Genomic DNA, 17,998 nt, shown 5'->3' on the forward strand with positions numbered 1-17,998 from the left:
CCTCCTTAGAATAATGCAGAATCGCTATCAAAACGTCGGGCGATCGTATTTGTGATCATCAACAAGACAAAGCCGACAACTGATTGGTAAAGTCCTGCAGCAGCCGTCATACCAAAATCTCCTGTGGATGTCAGGCCATTGTAGATATACGTATCCAAAACTTGAGTCACATCATATAATGCACCGGAATTCCTAGGAATGTTATAAAACAGGCCAAAATCAGCTCGGAAAATGTTTCCTACGGCTAAAATCGTTAAAATCGTCATTAGTGGAATAAGTTGTGGTATCGTCACATGTTTGATCTGCTGCCATTTGCTAGCTCCATCAACCATAGCAGCTTCATAATAAGTCGGATCGATTCCCATAACAGATGCAAAGTAAATAATGCTGTTATAACCAATCCCTTTCCATGTACCAATGAACACCAAGATAAACGGCCAATATTTCGGTTCATTATACCAATTGACAGCTTCTCCTCCATGTCCAGTGATCCACTGATTGAATATTCCTTTGTCAGGACTTAAAAAAGCGTAAACAAAGTAACTGATAATGACCCAAGATAGAAAATAAGGTAGTAAGGACATCGTTTGATAAACTTTAACGAGTCGTTTATTTCTCAACTCGCTCATAATGATTGCAAATACGACTGAGATCAGCAGATTCAAAAGGATAAATGCTACATTATATAAAATTGTATTTTTAGTGATGAGAAATGCTTGATCCGAAGAAAATAAAAATTTGAAATTTTCCCAACCCACCCAAGGACTTTCCCTCAAGCTAGCCAAGAACCCATCTGCTGAAATATGAAAATTTTTGAATGCTACGACATTCGCCATTACAGGTATGTAAAAGAAAAAAATCATCCAAAGCATACCCGGTACAGCCATCAGGACAAGTGCTTTATAACGCCATAGATTCATAAAAAAATGATTGAACCCCTTTCGTTTTTTCATCTAAAAACCCCTTTCGATTCATTCGCAACGTAATTATAGCGCTTTCAATAATGAGAATAAATAAACAAAGTATAGGGAAAATGAAACAAAGTATAGGAGAGGTTGTGAAATCAGCGTTTTGGCCTGAGTATTAGAGAAAAAAACGGGAAAATAGTTCCTCATATTTTGCCGTTTTTTGAGCTAATACCGAGGGTCAGCTGATTGAACACCGTTTATCAGAGGTTGTGAATTCAGCGTTTTGGCCTGAGTATTAGGGAGATCGTGTCCTTACTATCTAACTCTGAGTCACAAGGAACAATGGGGACTGTAACAAAAGTCTTGTCACAGTCCCTTATTCCGAACAAACGGTGTTCCAGAAGTAGCTTCTACGGAAATAAGCCGAAATTTCACAAAAAAGCCATCCGAAAGTCAGACGGACAAGTCTGCTTTTCAGATGGCGCTACAACTACTCTGCTTATTCTTTTAGCTATCCATTCAATTATTTTTCTCTCACTTGTTCTAGCTCTTCTTTGGTCATGGGTCGATATTGCCCTTTATTCAAATCTTTAGGCAGCCAAAATTTTCCCATACGGATTCTTTTTAAATATAAGACTTCTTTTCCTACTGCTTTGACCATTCGCTTAACTTGGTGAAACTTTCCTTCATGCAAAATCAGACGGATAATTGAAGTTTCTGTCTCTTGATCTACTTGATCAATTTGGAGTTTTGCCGGCAATGTCTGCTCATCGCCATCAATAATCAGTCCTTCTGCAAATAAACGGATATCTTCTTCTGTCATTATACCGCTAACCTCAGCTAGATATTCTTTCTCCACATGTTTTTTAGGTGATAGTAACTGATGGGCAAACACCCCGTCATTCGTTAAAATCAAGAGGCCCTCTGTGTCTTTATCTAATCGGCCGACTGGAAAAAGATCTTCCCGATAATCCTGGTCTTCCAATAAATCGATTACGGTTTGATCATGATTATCCTGAGTAGCAGAAATGACTCCTGCAGGTTTATGCAAAATGTAGTAAAAATCTTTTTGATACGTAATGATTTCTCCTAAATAAGTAACCGCATCTTCGAATTCATTTACTTGCGCTTTATCGCTTTTCACCACTTGTCCATTGACTTCGATCGTTCCTTTTTTGATCAATCCTTTGACTTCTTTGCGGCTGCCAAGTCCCATATCTGCTAAAAACTTATCTAAACGCATGCGTTTCCCCCATTTCAAAAGAGCATCAATCTAGCTCTTCTGATTCACTTATTTTATTTTTAATTTATGTCGTAAACGCGCTATTCCTGGTCCTAGTAGTCTTTCTGCCAAGCGGATTTTCAAAGCTAAATAACCATACACTAAAGCCCCTATACCTGCTACTACAAGAATCAACAATAGAGACTGGAATTTGCTATCTTCGTTTAAAAAAGCACCAAAAATCATCTTTGTGATCCACGAAGCCAAAAGCATAATCAAGGTAAGAATAAAGATCAGCAATGTCCTGCGCCAGACAAAACTTGGTTTAAAGCGGGCTACTTCATGGATTCTCTTTAAGATCAAGGTACAAGACACAGCAAATCCGATCATTGTCGCCAATAAAGGGCCGTATACTTCAAATAAACGAATGGCTGGGTATTGAAGAAGGAGTTTCACTAGAAACCCAATAACCAAATAATTAATTGCCGCCTTGTTTTCAAACATTCCTTGCAGCATGTTGGAAACTAGCATATATAGTCCTAGGAAGAGTCCTACAAAACTTGCTTGGATCAGTACATTACTTCCTAGAGAATCCGGTGTATAAAATAATGTATTTAGCGGATAGGCAAGTAACATAACACCAAATGTCGCCGGAAACATAAAAAATGAAAACAACTGTAAATTTCCGCTTGTCAATTTTGCCAGACCTACTCGATCTTTCAACGTAACAGCTTCTGTAATCAACGGTAACCCAGTAGACGCGATCGATGTTGCCAATGCAATAACTACCATCGTCAACTTATCTGGATTGGCACTAAAAATCGAAAAAAGATCCAGTAACTGTGCATTGGAATACTCGGTGGATGCAGACATGATCTTCATAAAAGTGAACTGATCGACTAATTTGAAGATCGTTACCCCTGAACCCACAATAATAAACGGAATCGCTTCTTTAACGGTATCTAACAACAATTCCTTCGTTGCAATATTTATTTTGTTTTCGCTGTAGTGAATAAACGCCGATGTATACGCTTGATGTTTCTTCAAAAAATACAAAAGGACAAGAATACTTGCTAGCATACCGATAAATGCCGCGAAAGTTGATTGCGTGACCGCCGTCACATAGTCACCATCCATGACTTTCATGATGATGAATGTAGCCAATAGCATATAAAAAATACGTGCCACCTGTTCTACAATCTGCGACAGCGCATAAGGCATCATTTCTTGATTGCCTTGAAAATACCCTCGTATCACACTCATACAAGGAAAAACCAATACAGCGATACTCAAAGAACGCATCGTTGGAATCAGTTCTTCTCCGCCACCAGAAGCATGAGCTAGCCAAGGAGAGGCGATGTACATGAACAAAGCAAACAACAGGCCTAACCCGCCCATCATCTGTAATGCACGGATAAATAATCGTCGTGAAGTGCCATATTCATTCAATGAATTATAGCGTGCAGTTTGTTTTGCAATCGCAGCAGGTATTCCTGCTGTAGAGATCAGTAGAAACAATGCATATATATTGTATCCCATATTGAATAATCCATTGGCAGCCTTAGCATTTTCGCCCATCCAAGCATACCAGGGAATGATATAGACAGCGCCTAGCAATCTTGAAATGATATTACTGGCGGTCATCCAAGCAGAGCCTCGTGCCATTTTTTCTTGCGGTGTTAATTGATCTAATGCTGGTTTTCTTTGATTATCCATCGGTCAGATTCCAACTTTCTACAAAACATTACTATCATTTTAATTGGTAAAACAGAAACTGGCAATCGATTTTATATAACTTTTATAAGAACAATTGTTTTTTTGAATTCGGTTTCGTTTTTTTGGTAAAGTAAAGAAATATACAGCCTTTTATGGCTAACATTTATAGGAGATATCAATGACACAAGAAATAAAAAAACTACCCGTTATATTTTTAGGTCTTTTCTTTATCACAGTTGGATTGAATTGGTTCTTGCTCCCTCACGATATAGCTTCCGCCGGAGTGGGCGCCATCGGACATTTAGTTGAAACGGCCTTTTCTATCCAACGCTCAGTTACTGTTTGGAGCATCAATCTTATGATGCTGCTTCTAGCCGCTGTCCTATTAGGAAAATCAGTATTTTTTAAGACTGTAGCGGGAAGTCTGCTTTTTCCTGTTGTTTTAGAGATTGTTCCAAAAGTGGAAATGATCTCCTCACATTTCTTTTCACTGATTTCAGGAAGTCTTTTGTTCAGTCTTGGGGTTTACACATTGTACACAGTCGGGGCCTCAAATGGCGGTATAACGATACCGCCGATTATTTTCCACAAATTTTTTCGGCTTCCAATGCCGCAAGGACTTTTACTTACCAATAGTCTTATCGTCTTTTTGAATTATTATGTTTTTGGATTGTTGGAGACACTATTCGTTCTCCTATCTATTACAGTCAGTTCATTGTTTATGAAAATACTCATCCGCTTGTCCCCTGTGTCAAGAAAATTTGAATAAAGCTGGATTTTGTCATAGCGGAAACAAACGATATATTAAAAAGAGTGTGCTATAATAAACCAAGAAATTGAATAAAGCGAGGGATCAATCAATGAGCTTCTCTTTAGAAGACATCCGTCATTTACTATTAAAAGAAAATCTATTAAAAGAATTTGTTTCAACAAGAGGCTGGCATCTTGATGTACCAGAAAAAGCTGAATTTCTTCAGTTAAGTTATGATTCAAGAAAAGCTGATGCTTCTACTTTGTTTTTCTGTAAAGGAATGAATTTCAAAGAAGAATATTTGGATTCAGCAATCGAACAGGGTATTCAATATTATGTATCAGAACAACCATACGAAAATTCAGCAGTAGGAATCATCGTAACGGATATCCGTAAAGCAATGGCGCTTCTTGCTATGGCTTTTTACGACTATCCGCAAAATAAATTGAAAGTGATCGGATTCACTGGAACAAAAGGTAAAACAACTGCTGCGTACTTTACAAAAGCAATCTTGGATCACACAACAAATAAAAAAACAGCATTGCTTTCTACTATGAATACAACGTTAGATGGCAAAACATATTTCAAATCCCATTTGACAACGCCTGAGTCATTAGATTTATATCGTATGATGTCAGAAGCAGTTGAAAATGGTATGACTCATCTAGTGATGGAAGTTTCTTCACAAGCTTACAAAACACAACGCGTATACGGCTTGACTTTAGATGTCGGAATCTTCTTGAATATCTCGCCTGACCATATCAGTCCGATCGAACATCCGACATTTGATGACTATTTCTATTGCAAGCGACAATTGATCTTGAATTCAAAAACAGTTGTTTTAAATCATGAAAGTGACTATTTTGATTTACTTAGGGAAACAGCCGATCTATTCCAGATTCCAACGATCACTTATGGTCGTTCGGAAGAAAGCAATTATCAAGTGATCCGTTCAGATAAAGGTACTCACGGTTTTACTTTATCTTCTCATGAAGATCGCTTAGCTATCTGCGATACTGCTTATGATATTTTGCTGGCTGGAGGATTCAACCAAGAAAATGCAGCCAGTGCGATCATTGCCGCAGCACTAACAGGTGCCTCCAGTCAAGATGCACAAGACGGATTAAAAGAAGCTCGTGTACCAGGCCGAATGGATCAATTGATCCAATCCAATGGAGCGCATGTCTATGTGGACTATGCACATAATTATCTAAGCTTGAAAACATTGCTGGAATTTGCCAAAAATGAACATCCAGATGGCCGTGTAATTGTTGTATTAGGCAGCCCAGGAAACAAAGCAATCTCCCGTCGACATGATTTTGGAAAAGTGCTATCAGAAACAGCTGACATCGCCTTTTTGACGGCAGATGACCCAGCATTTGAAGATCCGAAAAAAATCGCGGAAGAAATCAATGAAGCAATTACTAATCCAGATTTGATCGTTCATTATGAAATGGATCGTCCTGAAGCGATTCGACGCGCTTTAGCAGAAAGCGCTCCGCAAGATTCAGTCGTTATTGCGGGAAAAGGCGTGGATCCCTATCAAAAAATCAATGGTGTAGATGAACCTTATGAAGGGGATTATGCAATCGTGAAGCGGTTGATTGAAGAATAATGGTATTTATATACTAGTGGTTTCCCATTTCTAAGAAAAAAAGGGACTGTGATTTTTTGTCACAGTTCCTTTTTTCTTAGAAATCATTTTAACTTTTCACTAGCTAATTCTGCTGCCTTTTCTCTTTCTTCATTTAATAATTTATTATCATAGAATTTGATAAATGGGAACCAGATAATGAATGCGATGATTGCACAAATGACTGCTAACACAGCAGCTTTCCAATCACCACCACTACCAACAAATGCTCCGATCCCGACTGGTGAAGGCCACGGCATCTGTGCAAGCATCGGTTTGACGATTTCCAGCCGAATGGCAAAATAAGCGAGTGTAGCAGAAGCCATCGGAGCTAAGAAAAACGGAACCGCTAAATAGGGATTGTAGACGATTGGCATCCCGAAAATGATTGGTTCATTGATATTGAATAATCCTGGTACAAGTGAGGCTTTTCCTAACACTTTCAGCTGATCAGATTTCGCGAGGAATGCAATAAAGATGATCAATCCTAAAGTCGCACCTGATCCACCAACGGTTACATAAGAATTGTTGAATTCTCCTGCCAACGGATAATTTGCGCCTTGTGCGTTAGCTGCCATATTAGCTAATACGATCGGGGTCAAGAAAGAAGTGATGATATTCGCTCCATGGATCCCTACGATCCACAATGCATGGATCAAGAAATAAATCACCATGACACCAAGCCATGTATTCGTCAACTGCGTAACAAACCCAAATGGGATAGCAATCATTTTGAAGATATCCGTTCCTAGTGCAACTAATAATCCATTGATGATCATCACCACAAACGCAATGACAAATGTTGGGATCAGAGCAGTGAAAGAACGAGAAACTCCTGGCGGAACAACATCTGGCATTTTTATGACCCAATTTCTCTTGACACACATACAATACAATTCGACCGCAATAATCGACATAATAATAGCTGTAAAGATTCCTGAAGTTCCTAAACGTTCGACAAAAGAGCCCATCCTAATACCATTTACTACAGTTTCTGTCTCATTGATAGAAGCAATCAAGCTGATTTTACCATCAGTCATGATCAATTCAGGGATACACATAAAGAATGCAAAAACAGATAGTAATGCCCCCGTGAGCGGATTAACATTTAATTTTTGTTCATCTCGTTCAATTGACGTTAATTCATAAGCAAACACAATGGCAAAGTAAATAGATAAAATCCCCATCGTCATTGTATTGACGATCATGTACAAGTCACTAACTTTGAAAAAAGTTGCATTAAAAAATCCTTCTAAAAATGGGAACGGTAATGGCAAAATATTTAAAACCAAAAACATCGAGCCTACAATCGTGAAAGGAATAGAAGCCATCCCCGCTGCCATGACAGCCCGAACGATTTTAAGTTGCGCAATTTTCCCCATAGGTCCCATCAGGTATTTCTGCAAAAAATCAAACATTAGTTATTCTCCTTTCCTAAATATAACGCTTTTTCATATTGTTTAATACGGATATACTGTTGGTCTTGGTTGAGTGAAATTTTCTTTAAACGATACTGTATAAATGCACTGGCAAAAATACCGCTTACAACAAGAATGAAAACAAATAACTGTCCTCCATTGTTATTTGCCATAAAAGGATACAAGAATGTAAATCCTGAGGTAAACAACACTGGAATCACTAATAAATTAAAGACACTCTGGAACAAAAAATACCACTTTGTCCATGGAACGTTCGTTTGGTGTTTTCGATAAAGCTTTACTTGTTCTCCTACTGCAGGCAAAATAGCTAAAATCAGAATCATCGGTAAACTACTTCCTAAACTTTTAGCTGATAGAAGCAGAATCATCCATTGCATGTTCATGAAAAAGAAAAAGGCAGTCAGGTAACGTACGATTAGATAACGATTGAAATACATGTTTTTCAAACTAAGTTGCTTTTTTTCTAATTCGATTTTCCTTTTTACTGTATCCTGCACAATGATCCTTCCTTTCTATTTATTTTTTTGATACAAATAATTCATTTCCTGTGCAACTTCCAATAATGTCATCGTCGTCATCAGATGATCTTGTGCATGGACCATGATAATTTCCATTTCTATTTTTGTCCCGCTGGCATATTCTTTCAGAAGTTGAGTTTGTGACTGATGCGCATGAAGAATCTCTTCATTTGCTTGTCGCAACTTCTCTTCTACTTCTTCAAACATCTCTTTACGCATCGAGCGAAATGCTTCATGTATCAGTGTCCGTGCATTTCCGCTATGGAAAATGATATCAAAAGAAGTCACTTGTAGTGTTTCACTGTTTATTTTTTCAGCCATCTGTTTTCCTCCTTATTCGATCAGTTTGATAAATTTACTGCTGAAATTCTCAAAAATAGGTTCAGCTAAGATTTCCTGCTGTACTTTTAGCTGGTCAACTAACCTAACGATTGCTTTAGTCACGACCGTAATTCCTTCATTTTCGACATAAGAAGGCGAAACTAAAAAAACAAAATGAATTTCTTGATATTGATCCCACTGCATCCCAGAAGGAATCAATGCAACGGCTACCTTTGTTTCGATTCCAACTGGAACAGCGGGATGTGGGACTGCCACTGTATCACTGAATATGATTTGTCCCATATTTTCACGTTGCTGGATCTGCTTTCGCATTTCTCTTATATATCCTTCTTCTTCATTTATGCTCAGCTTTTGCAGCAAATCATGAAGAATTTCTTCCTTTTTCGGTTCGTACGTATAAGTCTTGAAAAATTTTTCAGACAACTGTTCGGTGTAAATCTGCTTTTTTTGCTGTAGAGAAAATGCTGGTATCGGTCTATCTGAGGAATGATAGGGTATAGATTCTCCAACTACCTTTCGTATTTTACGAACATCATCTTCATTCAAAAAAATACTGACATGTAAAACTGGAATTTTGAAAAACATTGTCGAAAGATCAATAGAAGAAATAATCAGGTCGATTCCTTTTAAAGTTGTTTCATTGATCTCATAATAGCCTTTTACACTTACCACTGTAATATTTTTACCGAATTCACTGACTACGCGATTCTTTAATAGTTGGGCACTGCCGTAACCCGTTGCACAGATAATCAATGCATGTAGTTTATGCGCAGCTCTTTCTTTTTCCAATGCCGCCATGAGATGCAAAGCCAAATAGGCCCATTCATCTTCATTGATGGTATAGTTTTTCAAAGCCGGCATGTTGCTGAAATGCCTTTTTACTGCGTCAAAGACTTTGGGATTTTCTTTCTTTATCTCCTCAGTCAATGGGTTCTCAATGCGAATACCTCGGCTCAATCGAATCATCATCGGTGACAAATGATCGAGTAGTCCATTGAAAAGCTGGAGATCCTCTACTAATGAAAAATGAAATTCCTGAGACAATCTTTTCAGAACTTTCGCTAATTCCTTTGATAGTTCCTGATCATTTTGATTTTCTTTGTGATTCGACTTAGCCATGAGATGTAATGTCAAATAAGCAATTTCTTCTTCGGGAAACGATACACCTGCGATTACCTCAATACGTTGAACGATCCGCTGCGCCACTTGATACTCTACTCGCTTAGAAACTTCTTGTTCGATGCCTAATTCCTTGATTTCAAACCCTTCTCGGAGCCGTTTGATCCCCAAAGCCAAGTGTAAAGTCAGATTCTGTATGATAAAATCCGAAACTTTTAACTTAGCTTCTCTTGTTTCATCGAGAATGATAATGACTAGCTCTTCAAAACTGATGTCTGGGAAAAAACGGCTTTGCCCTAAATATTCTTTCAATGAATTTCCATAATGGTTTCCAAAAAAAGTATCCATGATAAAATGCCGTCGATTTCTTTCTTCCCCTTCGATCCATGTCCCTTGACCATGCTTAGAAACGATTTTTAGTGAATATGGAATCAATCGCTCCTTGATTTCTTGCATGTCCTTTGTCAAACTGGAACGACTGATATAAAGCTCTTCTGCCAAATCATCCATAAAAAGAATGGCATCTTCCAAAAGCAATTGGTTCAATATATACTTTTGTCGATCTTCGGACTCATAAAATCCTTGCGGTTCTCTAGCATATCCAGGTACTATTTCTTGCCGACTCAAAAACAAGTCAAATGTCAGTCTTTGTAAAATATGCAGTTGGTAGCCATAACCTGGTTTAGCAATGATCTTACCTCCGTTTTTTTCTACTAACTCTTTGATCCGCTGCAAGTAATTACGGATTGTCCGATCAGATAATAACAATTCAGAAGCTAAACGTTGACTGGTGACATACTCCTTCTTGTGATCAATCAAATATCTCAACAGCAATTTTTCCTTCTGTTTCATTATCATCCACTCCTATTCCATCATATGTTCTCTTCGATCACCTCTGCTAACTTCTGGATGCCTGTAGGGATTGGGACATACGCTTGGAAAGGGATACTAACAACAGGCTTTCCAACAGATTCTCCTAATTTTTTGAATTTATCCAAAAACATCGTCGTTTGCGGGCTGATCAGAAATAAATCAAAATCACTATTCTTAATCATATTATCGCCTTCTGTAGCTGAAACTGCATCTACGAGTACCTCTTCTCTTTTTTGCTTAAAGAAATCCGTTGTCTTTGAGGCCATCATCGAGGATGACATTCCTGCCGCACAAATAATCAATGCTTTTTTCATAAATCAATCACTCCTTTTATTTTTATAAAACAAGCATATCTTGTAAGCGTTTTCTATTCAAAATATATATTTCCGTAGCATTGCGGAAAAAATGTGTATCATATCTTGAATAATAATTTCTGGCACCGTGATATACTAGTGATAGAATTTTTTCAGGAGGGGATTTAGTGAGTATCACAGTGAATATTTTGTATACAAGTACAAATGGACAAGCCAGAAAATTTGCAGAAGAAATGGTCGAAAGAAACATTGTCAAAGCGATTCGTGCAGAAGAAGGAAACGAGAAATATGACTATTACTTTCCACTAGAAGATCCAGAATCTCTTTTACTGATCGACCGTTGGAAAGATGAAGAAGCAATCGAAAAGCATCACAAATCCGAAATGATGGCTCAAATAAACGAACTCCGTAAAAAGTATAAATTAAAAATGAAAGTCGAACGTTTCACTGATTTACCGTAAAAAGATACACATGGAATGATAGCAATTTATCATCCATGTGTATCTTCACTTTTTCCTTATTTTTTATTCGATCTCATCTAATGATTCAAACCGTGTTTTTCTCTTATTTTTCGGATAAGTATTTCAGTCACCCCAATATACATGATTCCTAAACATACCCCAAGGATATTCTCAAAAATGCGGATCGTTACTGCTCCTGGAACCCCGAATAAACTGGCAGTGATTGCCAAAGCACCAAAAGAATTAAAAACTGTTTTATATCTATAGGTAGAACAAACACCTAAAGCTAGACCACCTAATATACCGACCCAGTTAAAAGGAATAAATTGGCTGATACCAATAAATAAAACACATCCAATCAATGAGCCAATGATTCGGTCTACTGCTCGTTCTTTGAAACCAATCGACATCAATCCATAGCTAGATACAATAGAAGAAAATGCAAACCCTGCCCACATCAATCGCTGAAAAGGGACATACTCTCCTGCAACGATCAAAAGACTAATGCCAAATGCATAGATGAGCATCCAAATTTTTTCCTGCGAATACATGCCTTTCAAAAAAATCTCTTTAAACAAGCTTTTGTCTTTGTTCTTTTCTCGATGTTTTCTGTAAAGGAGAACTGAAAACCAACAAAAAAACAAAAATAATAAGCTACTTGTTTGTGTAAAGAAATTCTTGTTCAACGAATCTTTAGGTAACGAATAAACAATAAAGAGATATGAAAAGCCGTACAAAGAAGCATTCCCCATTTTGGGATCACTAGCGGTTGCCATTAATATGCTGCTTAGTAAAATAAAATGAATCAACATGCCCATAACTGACCATTTGATCAGCTGGACATACGGTGCTACTAATAGTGAGAACATGACGATTGCTAAACCTATGATCGAATGGGAAATCTTATAACCAAAGTCAACAAAACGAATACTCATCAACATACAGAATAAAACCACAGCGTATGGTTTATGCTTCGATTCAAATAATGTTGTAATTATAATGATAAAACAAATGGCAAACAATACGATGAATAATGATCGTAAAAACAATGAACAAATATACATGCACTTTTCTTTTTTAGAAGCTGCTTCTCGTATTTTTTGTTTTAAAATAAACGGATCTAGTTGTAGAGACTGATAAAAATCCACCTGTTGTCGTCCTTTCTTTTTACTTTTATTTTTTACAGTCATCTATGACAGGTTGTAAATACTATGGAACATCATATGGCGTTGTCATTTTCTTGTCAACTATTTTTCCTATTCATGTTTTTATAAAAAAACATATCGTTTTCTTGTATGATTAAATCACCACAAAATAAACAACTGAGAGAACGATATGCTTTATGAATGGTTCTATCAAAAAAATTCTGAGATCAATAGACAAAAATTTGATGATTACAGAGGTCTCTTACGAAACCTTACAGAAGAAAAAAACATTGATCGTGTTTGAGAACATGAAAATCAAAACCTTTTTGATCAATCAATTAATCAATTTGAAATAACAAAAAATCTGAGACAGAATGAAGTTCATTCTGGCCCAGATTTGATTTTGCACAACTCATCAGTCCTTATTGACAAAGAGCCAATTAATTAGCAACGATATTGACTAACTTGTTTGGTACCGCAATAACTTTTCTGACTGTTTTGCCTTCAATATATTCTTGCACTATTTCATTGGCTAATGCTGCTTTTTCTAGCTCATCTTTTCCTAAGTCTCGGGGAACATTGCTTTTCGCACGAACTTTACCGTTTACTTGGAAAACAACTTCTACTTCGTCTTCAACAAGTGCTGCTTCATCGTATGTTGGCCATGGTGCGTAAGAAATACCACCATCATTTCCAAGGATTGCCCATAGTTCTTCACCCATGTGAGGAGCAATCGGTGCGAGTAGTTGAACAAATCCTTCGATATATTCATAAGGCAGAGCGTCCACTTTATAGGCTTCATTGATAAAGACCATCAATTGGGAGATTGCTGTATTGAAATGAAGATTTTCATAGTCTTCTGTCACTTTTTTCACTGTTTGATGATACACTTTATCAAGCTTGCCATCATTCAATGTAGTGATACGGTCACGCATTTTATTGTTCTCATCAACGATCAAACGCCATACACGATCCAAGAATTTACGGCTTCCTTCTAAGCCATTTTCGCTCCAAGCAATCGAAGCATCTAATGGCCCCATGAACATTTCGTACATGCGCAGTGTATCTGCACCGTAAGTTTCGACCACATCATCAGGATTGACTACATTACCACGAGATTTTGACATTTTTTCGTTGTTTTCGCCTAAGATCATTCCTTGATTGTATAGTTTTTGGAATGGTTCTTTTGTAGGAACAACACCGATATCGTATAAGAATTTATGCCAGAATCGTGCATATAGTAAATGAAGTACCGCATGTTCTGCTCCACCAATGTAGATGTCAACTGGTAGCCAACGCTTCAACTTTTCATAATCTGCTAGTTCTTTTTTGTTATGAGGGTCGATATAACGCAGGTAATACCATGAGCTTCCTGCCCATTGTGGCATTGTATTCGTTTCGCGACGGCCTTTTTTACCTGTTACAGGATCAACGACATTGACCCACTCCTCGATATTTGCTAATGGAGATTCTCCAGTACCGCTTGGCTTGATGTTTTTTGTCTTAGGCAACCGTAATGGTAGCTCTTCTTCTGGGACAGCTGTGACTGTTCCGTCCTCCCAATGGATGATTGGGATTGGTTCACCCCAGTAACGTTGACGGGAGAATAGCCAGTCACGTAAGCGATAGCTGACTTCTTTTTTCCCTACGCCATTTTCTTCTAGCCATTCATTCATTTTATCGATTGCTTCTTGTTTGTTCATGCCGTCTAGAAATTCAGAGTTGATGTGCGTACCATCTTCTGTGTAAGCAGCTTTTTCAACATCTCCACCTTCGATAACTGGAAGAATTTCTAGTCCGAAAGTTTGAGCGAATTCAAAGTCACGTTCATCATGTGCTGGAACAGCCATGATGGCTCCTGTGCCGTATGAAGATAATACATAATCGGCGATCCAGATTGGGATTTCCTTGCCATTAACTGGATTGATTGCATAAGCACCAGTAAATACTCCTGTTTTTTCTTTTGCAAGATCCGTTCTCTTTAGATCTGATTTTTTAGCTGTCTCTTCGATATAAGCTTCTACAGCAGCTTTTTGTTCAGGGGTCGTAATTTCTCTAACAAGATCTAGTTCAGGTGCAAGAACCGAGTAAGTTGCACCGAATAGAGTATCTGGTCGTGTCGTAAATACGGTATAGGATTTATCCGTACCAGCCACTTTAAATTCAATATTTGCTCCTACTGAACGACCGATCCAATTTCTTTGCATTTCTTTAATGCTTTCTGGCCAATCAACTAATTCTAGATCATCCAATAAGCGATCAGCATAAGCAGTGATTTTCAGCATCCATTGGCGCATTGGTTTTCTGACTACATCATAGCCACCACGTTCACTTTTCCCATCGATCACTTCTTCATTTGAAATAACTGTTCCTAATTCAGGTACCCAGTTTACCGCTACTTCTGCTTCATAAGCTAGACCTTTTTCATAAAGCTTCGTAAAGATCCATTGTGTCCATTTATAATACTCCGGATCAGTTGTATTCACTTCGCGATTCCAGTCATAACTAAATCCTAAAGAATTGATTTGGCGTCGGAATGTTTCGATATTTTTTTGGGTAAACTCAGCCGGATCGTTTCCTGTATCTAGCGCATATTGTTCAGCAGGCAGACCGAATGCATCCCACCCCATTGGATGCAGTACGTTGTATCCTTGACTTCTTTTCACACGTGAAAGGATATCCGTTGCCGTATAACCTTCAGGATGCCCTACATGTAGCCCTTGACCGGATGGATAGGGAAACATATCCAGTGCGTAAAATTTTGGCTTTTCAGGATCATCATGGGTGTTGAAAGTATTCGTTTTTGCCCAGTATTTTTGCCATTTTTTCTCAATTTCTTTATGATTGTAACTCATTTGCTGTCCTCCTGTTCTATTGAAAACACTTGTTTCTATTATAAATATAACGAAAAAACCGGCAGAATCTGTTTATTTTTATTTCCTTTTGCTTTGTTTTCTCAAACTTCACAAAAGAAATAAAAAAATCCTATAAAAAGATTGCTCTTTTTATAGGACGTAATCTACGCGGTACCACCTAATTTTACCTTAGTGAAAAGGCCTCGAACGTTGTAACGGCCGTCACCGCCACTTGCTTACTCGGGTATTCAGCAAGGGCAACTCAAAGGCGAGTTCAAAAGCATCCGTGCACATTCTCACCAGCCATGCGCTCTCTGAAACTTCAGTCTTTTTACTACTTCCTTTTCAAGTGTTGTCATATTTAAGTAGCCTTATAGTAACAAATATTTTTGTGGAATTCAATCGTTATTTCTTCGAACAGCTATTTTATTTAGCTACAATCAACGTTTGACCTGGATAAATAAAGTTGTTCTTAATATTGTTCCATTCGATTAGTTGAGCCATTGTAATTCCATGACTGTCAGCAACACTCCAAACAGATTCTCCAGATTTCACAGTATAGGTTTTCGAACCAGTAACTGATTGTTGGTTTGTTGATTGAGATGAACCTTTCTTCACAATCACTTGCTGTCCTGGATAGATGAAATTATTTTTGATATTATTCCATTCGATTAACTGATCCATCGTGATATGATGTTTGTTCGCTACGCTCCAAACTGACTCGCCCGCTTTCACGGTATACATCGTATTACCAGTGGATGATGTACTTGTCGTAGCAGACGTATTCGGTGTATTTGGTTTCGCTGCAGAAGTAGTTGAACCTGTATTTGTATTTGCCGAAGTTCCACCTTTAACGATCAATTGCTGTCCTGGATAAATGAAGTTGTTTTTGATATTATTCCATTCGATTAACTGATCCATCGTGATGCCGTTTTTATTTGCCACGCTCCAAACAGATTCACCTGCTTTCACGGTATAAGTGCCTTGAGACGAACTGCTGCCAGTATTAACTGAACTGCTGTTATTTGTATTGGTTGACGAACCTGTATTACCTGACGTGCTGTTTGTTGATCCACTGTTTGAAACAGTCAGTTGTTGTCCTGGGTAGATAAAGTTATTTTGGATATTGTTCCATTGGATTAGCTGAGCCATCGTAATTCCGTATTTATTTGAGACGCTCCAAACAGAGTCTCCGGCTTTAACTGTATATTTCGTTCCTGAAGCTGTATTAGAAGAACTTGAGCTGGACGAACTAGAGCCACTTGTATTCCCAGTATTTGAGCCAGTATTTGCTCCAGCATTAGAAGAACCGCCATTTGATACGATTAGCTGTTGTCCTGGATAAACGAAATTGTTCTTGATATTGTTCCATTCAATCAATTGAGCCATCGTAATTCCGTGATCATTTGAGATCTTCCAAACAGAATCACCAGATTGAACAGTGTATTTCGCACCAGTTGTTTGTCCTCCGTTTGATGTACCAGCATTTCCTGAAGAATTGGTATTGTTACCGGAATTATTCGTCGAAGAGCCATTTTCCTGGCTACCTTTGATTGTCAGTTTTTGTCCTGGATAAATGAAATTGTTTTGGATGTTGTTCCATTGGATCAATTGATCCATTGTGATACCGAATTTATTTGAGATTCCCCAAACAGAATCACCAGATTGGACAGTATAAGTGGTCGAAGTTGCTGAACCTGAGTTTGTATTACCAGAATTGCTTGAACCGCCAGTACTACCTGTACTTCCAGTATTATTGCCACCTGTAGTCGCTCCACCGCCTGCGTTTCCGCTAGCTGGTGTATCATATTGGGTCAATCCGTAAGTTGCGATGATATTATTTAATTTGCCTGCGTAACCAGGATCAGTCGCATAACGCCCTGTCAAACAAGCTGTCGCATCTGTATAGGATTTCGTGTTGCTCTTCCAAGTACCGGCATAGTAATAACCGTTGCCAAATGAAGTATTTCTAAGTACATAGGCATTGTCATTGAAAGATTCAGCAAAAGAAGGATATTGTCGGAAAGGCTCCTTTTTATTTACCCATTGATTATTTAAAAATTCAAGCGTATCCATGTAGACGGTTTGTCCTTGATAGCTGCCTTTTATCCCAAAAAGATTATAATAAGGTGCTTGAGACAACGCACTACTGCCCCAACCGCTTTCTACAACTGCTTGTGCGATCATCACTGATGCATATAGATCGTTGGCTTGAGCGATTGGTTGAGCATAAGTAGCAATTTCTGTGATAAATGCCGCTGTATTGATTCTTGCGCCGAACTGAACAGGTGTTTCATCCGCTTGAACAGGAACCGGCTGTACTAATGGGGCAGCGACAGAACAGCCTACCATCGCAGTACCCACGATTGCTGCCCCTCGTTTTGCTTTTCGAAAACGTTTGGTCTGTTCTAAACGTCTCCGTTCTTTTCTTGCAATGTTTTCCATCTTCTATCCTCCAACTTCAATTTATCTATTATTAATAATTATAACTTCTCTTAATATTTATTAAAAGTTATTTAAGAGCTTTGTTGTTTTTTGTAATCATATTGTAATTTACCGTAATGAACAACTTCTGTTCATTTTCAAGTTCTTCCTACGTCTACGTTCTTGTTTAAAAGGATTTCGAAAAACACTGATTTTATTTCCCTAACATTTCATTTGCATTACCAAAAAATGTCTTTCCGATTACAGTTATTTTTTTT

Annotated in this window: 14 protein-coding genes and 1 other annotated feature; of the genes, 3 read left to right on the forward strand and 11 right to left on the reverse strand. The window is 37.9% G+C overall.

Features of this window, described 5'->3' with window-relative positions:
* Nucleotides 1-5: 5 nt before the first annotated feature.
* The 3 genes from IGJ87_RS11045 to IGJ87_RS11055 form a co-directional block, all read right to left on the reverse strand.
* Entirely contained in the window at nt 6-953 is a 948-nt protein-coding gene (locus IGJ87_RS11045) for an ABC transporter permease (RefSeq protein ID WP_002285971.1), read from the reverse strand.
* A 478-nt stretch (nt 954-1,431) separates the two neighbouring features.
* Nucleotides 1,432-2,151 carry a pseudouridine synthase gene (locus IGJ87_RS11050; protein WP_002285969.1) on the reverse strand — a complete coding sequence of 240 codons (720 nt, stop codon included), beginning with the start codon at nt 2,149-2,151 and terminating at the stop codon, nt 1,432-1,434.
* Between the two features lie 48 nt (nt 2,152-2,199).
* Nucleotides 2,200-3,846: a putative polysaccharide biosynthesis protein gene (locus tag IGJ87_RS11055; RefSeq protein ID WP_002285966.1), complete on the reverse strand. Its 1,647-nt coding sequence runs from the start codon at nt 3,844-3,846 to the stop codon at nt 2,200-2,202.
* A gap of 178 nt (nt 3,847-4,024) precedes the next feature.
* Here IGJ87_RS11055 and IGJ87_RS11060 point away from each other — a divergent pair, with 178 nt between their 5' ends.
* The gene (locus IGJ87_RS11060; RefSeq protein WP_002285964.1) at nt 4,025-4,615 is read left to right on the forward strand and encodes a YitT family protein; all 591 of its coding nucleotides are present in this window, start codon (nt 4,025-4,027) and stop codon (nt 4,613-4,615) included.
* 91 nt (nt 4,616-4,706) lie between these two features.
* Entirely contained in the window at nt 4,707-6,212 is a 1,506-nt protein-coding gene (locus tag IGJ87_RS11065; RefSeq protein ID WP_002294486.1) for a UDP-N-acetylmuramoyl-L-alanyl-D-glutamate--L-lysine ligase, read from the forward strand.
* An 83-nt stretch (nt 6,213-6,295) separates the two neighbouring features.
* Here the strand turns inward: IGJ87_RS11065 and celB are convergent, their stop codons facing one another.
* The 5 genes from celB to IGJ87_RS11090 are packed head-to-tail and all read right to left on the reverse strand — an operon-like array spanning nt 6,296 to nt 10,835.
* Complete coding sequence (celB, locus tag IGJ87_RS11070) at nt 6,296-7,648, reverse strand: PTS cellobiose transporter subunit IIC (protein WP_002285961.1); 1,353 nt, start codon at nt 7,646-7,648, stop codon at nt 6,296-6,298.
* Complete coding sequence (locus IGJ87_RS11075; RefSeq protein ID WP_002285960.1) at nt 7,648-8,166, reverse strand: hypothetical protein; 519 nt, start codon at nt 8,164-8,166, stop codon at nt 7,648-7,650. Before IGJ87_RS11075 ends, celB begins: the two co-directional genes overlap by 1 nt.
* Before the next feature lie 15 nt (nt 8,167-8,181).
* Nucleotides 8,182-8,508, reverse strand: coding sequence for a PTS cellobiose transporter subunit IIA (locus tag IGJ87_RS11080; RefSeq protein ID WP_002285954.1), 327 nt, complete (start codon nt 8,506-8,508; stop codon nt 8,182-8,184).
* 12 nt (nt 8,509-8,520) lie between these two features.
* Nucleotides 8,521-10,500 (reverse strand): BglG family transcription antiterminator, encoded by a 1,980-nt coding sequence (locus IGJ87_RS11085; protein ID WP_002285949.1) that lies wholly within the window; start codon nt 10,498-10,500, stop codon nt 8,521-8,523.
* A 20-nt stretch (nt 10,501-10,520) separates the two neighbouring features.
* Entirely contained in the window at nt 10,521-10,835 is a 315-nt protein-coding gene (locus tag IGJ87_RS11090) for a PTS cellobiose transporter subunit IIB (protein WP_002285948.1), read from the reverse strand.
* A 167-nt stretch (nt 10,836-11,002) separates the two neighbouring features.
* On the opposite strand from IGJ87_RS11090, the gene IGJ87_RS11095 reads away from it, so the two are divergent.
* Nucleotides 11,003-11,296 (forward strand): antibiotic biosynthesis monooxygenase family protein, encoded by a 294-nt coding sequence (locus IGJ87_RS11095; protein ID WP_002285944.1) that lies wholly within the window; start codon nt 11,003-11,005, stop codon nt 11,294-11,296.
* A 77-nt stretch (nt 11,297-11,373) separates the two neighbouring features.
* Here IGJ87_RS11095 and IGJ87_RS11100 read toward each other — a convergent pair whose 3' ends face one another.
* The 3 genes from IGJ87_RS11100 to IGJ87_RS11110 all read right to left on the reverse strand — a co-directional run bounded on the left by IGJ87_RS11100 (nt 11,374) and on the right by IGJ87_RS11110 (nt 17,741).
* Nucleotides 11,374-12,486, reverse strand: a complete 1,113-nt coding sequence (locus IGJ87_RS11100) for an FUSC family protein (RefSeq protein ID WP_002321621.1) — start codon at nt 12,484-12,486, stop codon at nt 11,374-11,376.
* 395 nt (nt 12,487-12,881) lie between these two features.
* Nucleotides 12,882-15,296: a leucine--tRNA ligase gene (leuS, locus tag IGJ87_RS11105; RefSeq protein WP_002285916.1), complete on the reverse strand. Its 2,415-nt coding sequence runs from the start codon at nt 15,294-15,296 to the stop codon at nt 12,882-12,884.
* Between the two features lie 150 nt (nt 15,297-15,446).
* Nucleotides 15,447-15,653, reverse strand: a binding site (T-box leader).
* A 69-nt stretch (nt 15,654-15,722) separates the two neighbouring features.
* On the reverse strand, nt 15,723-17,741 hold the full coding sequence (locus tag IGJ87_RS11110; protein ID WP_002307949.1) for a LysM peptidoglycan-binding domain-containing protein: 2,019 nt from the start codon (nt 17,739-17,741) through the stop codon (nt 15,723-15,725).
* Between the last annotated feature and the right edge of the window lie 257 nt (nt 17,742-17,998).

The sequence above is a fragment of the Enterococcus sp. DIV1411a genome (assembly GCF_050531945.1).
Lineage (GTDB): Bacteria > Bacillota > Bacilli > Lactobacillales > Enterococcaceae > Enterococcus_B > Enterococcus_B faecium.

Bases quoted from the DNA above. Each gene is read 5' to 3' on its own strand.
- IGJ87_RS11045 (WP_002285971.1), bottom strand. From the start codon at position 953: ATGAAAAAACGAAAGGGGTTCAATCATTTTTTTATGAATCTATGGCGT.
- IGJ87_RS11050 (WP_002285969.1), bottom strand. From the start codon at position 2,151: ATGCGTTTAGATAAGTTTTTAGCAGATATGGGACTTGGCAGCCGCAAA.
- IGJ87_RS11055 (WP_002285966.1), bottom strand. From the start codon at position 3,846: ATGGATAATCAAAGAAAACCAGCATTAGATCAATTAACACCGCAAGAA.
- IGJ87_RS11060 (WP_002285964.1), top strand. From the start codon at position 4,025: ATGACACAAGAAATAAAAAAACTACCCGTTATATTTTTAGGTCTTTTC.
- IGJ87_RS11065 (WP_002294486.1), top strand. From the start codon at position 4,707: ATGAGCTTCTCTTTAGAAGACATCCGTCATTTACTATTAAAAGAAAAT.
- celB (WP_002285961.1), bottom strand. From the start codon at position 7,648: ATGTTTGATTTTTTGCAGAAATACCTGATGGGACCTATGGGGAAAATT.
- IGJ87_RS11080 (WP_002285954.1), bottom strand. From the start codon at position 8,508: ATGGCTGAAAAAATAAACAGTGAAACACTACAAGTGACTTCTTTTGAT.
- IGJ87_RS11085 (WP_002285949.1), bottom strand. From the start codon at position 10,500: ATGAAACAGAAGGAAAAATTGCTGTTGAGATATTTGATTGATCACAAG.
- IGJ87_RS11090 (WP_002285948.1), bottom strand. From the start codon at position 10,835: ATGAAAAAAGCATTGATTATTTGTGCGGCAGGAATGTCATCCTCGATG.
- IGJ87_RS11100 (WP_002321621.1), bottom strand. From the start codon at position 12,486: ATGACTGTAAAAAATAAAAGTAAAAAGAAAGGACGACAACAGGTGGAT.
- leuS (WP_002285916.1), bottom strand. From the start codon at position 15,296: ATGAGTTACAATCATAAAGAAATTGAGAAAAAATGGCAAAAATACTGG.
- IGJ87_RS11110 (WP_002307949.1), bottom strand. From the start codon at position 17,741: ATGGAAAACATTGCAAGAAAAGAACGGAGACGTTTAGAACAGACCAAA.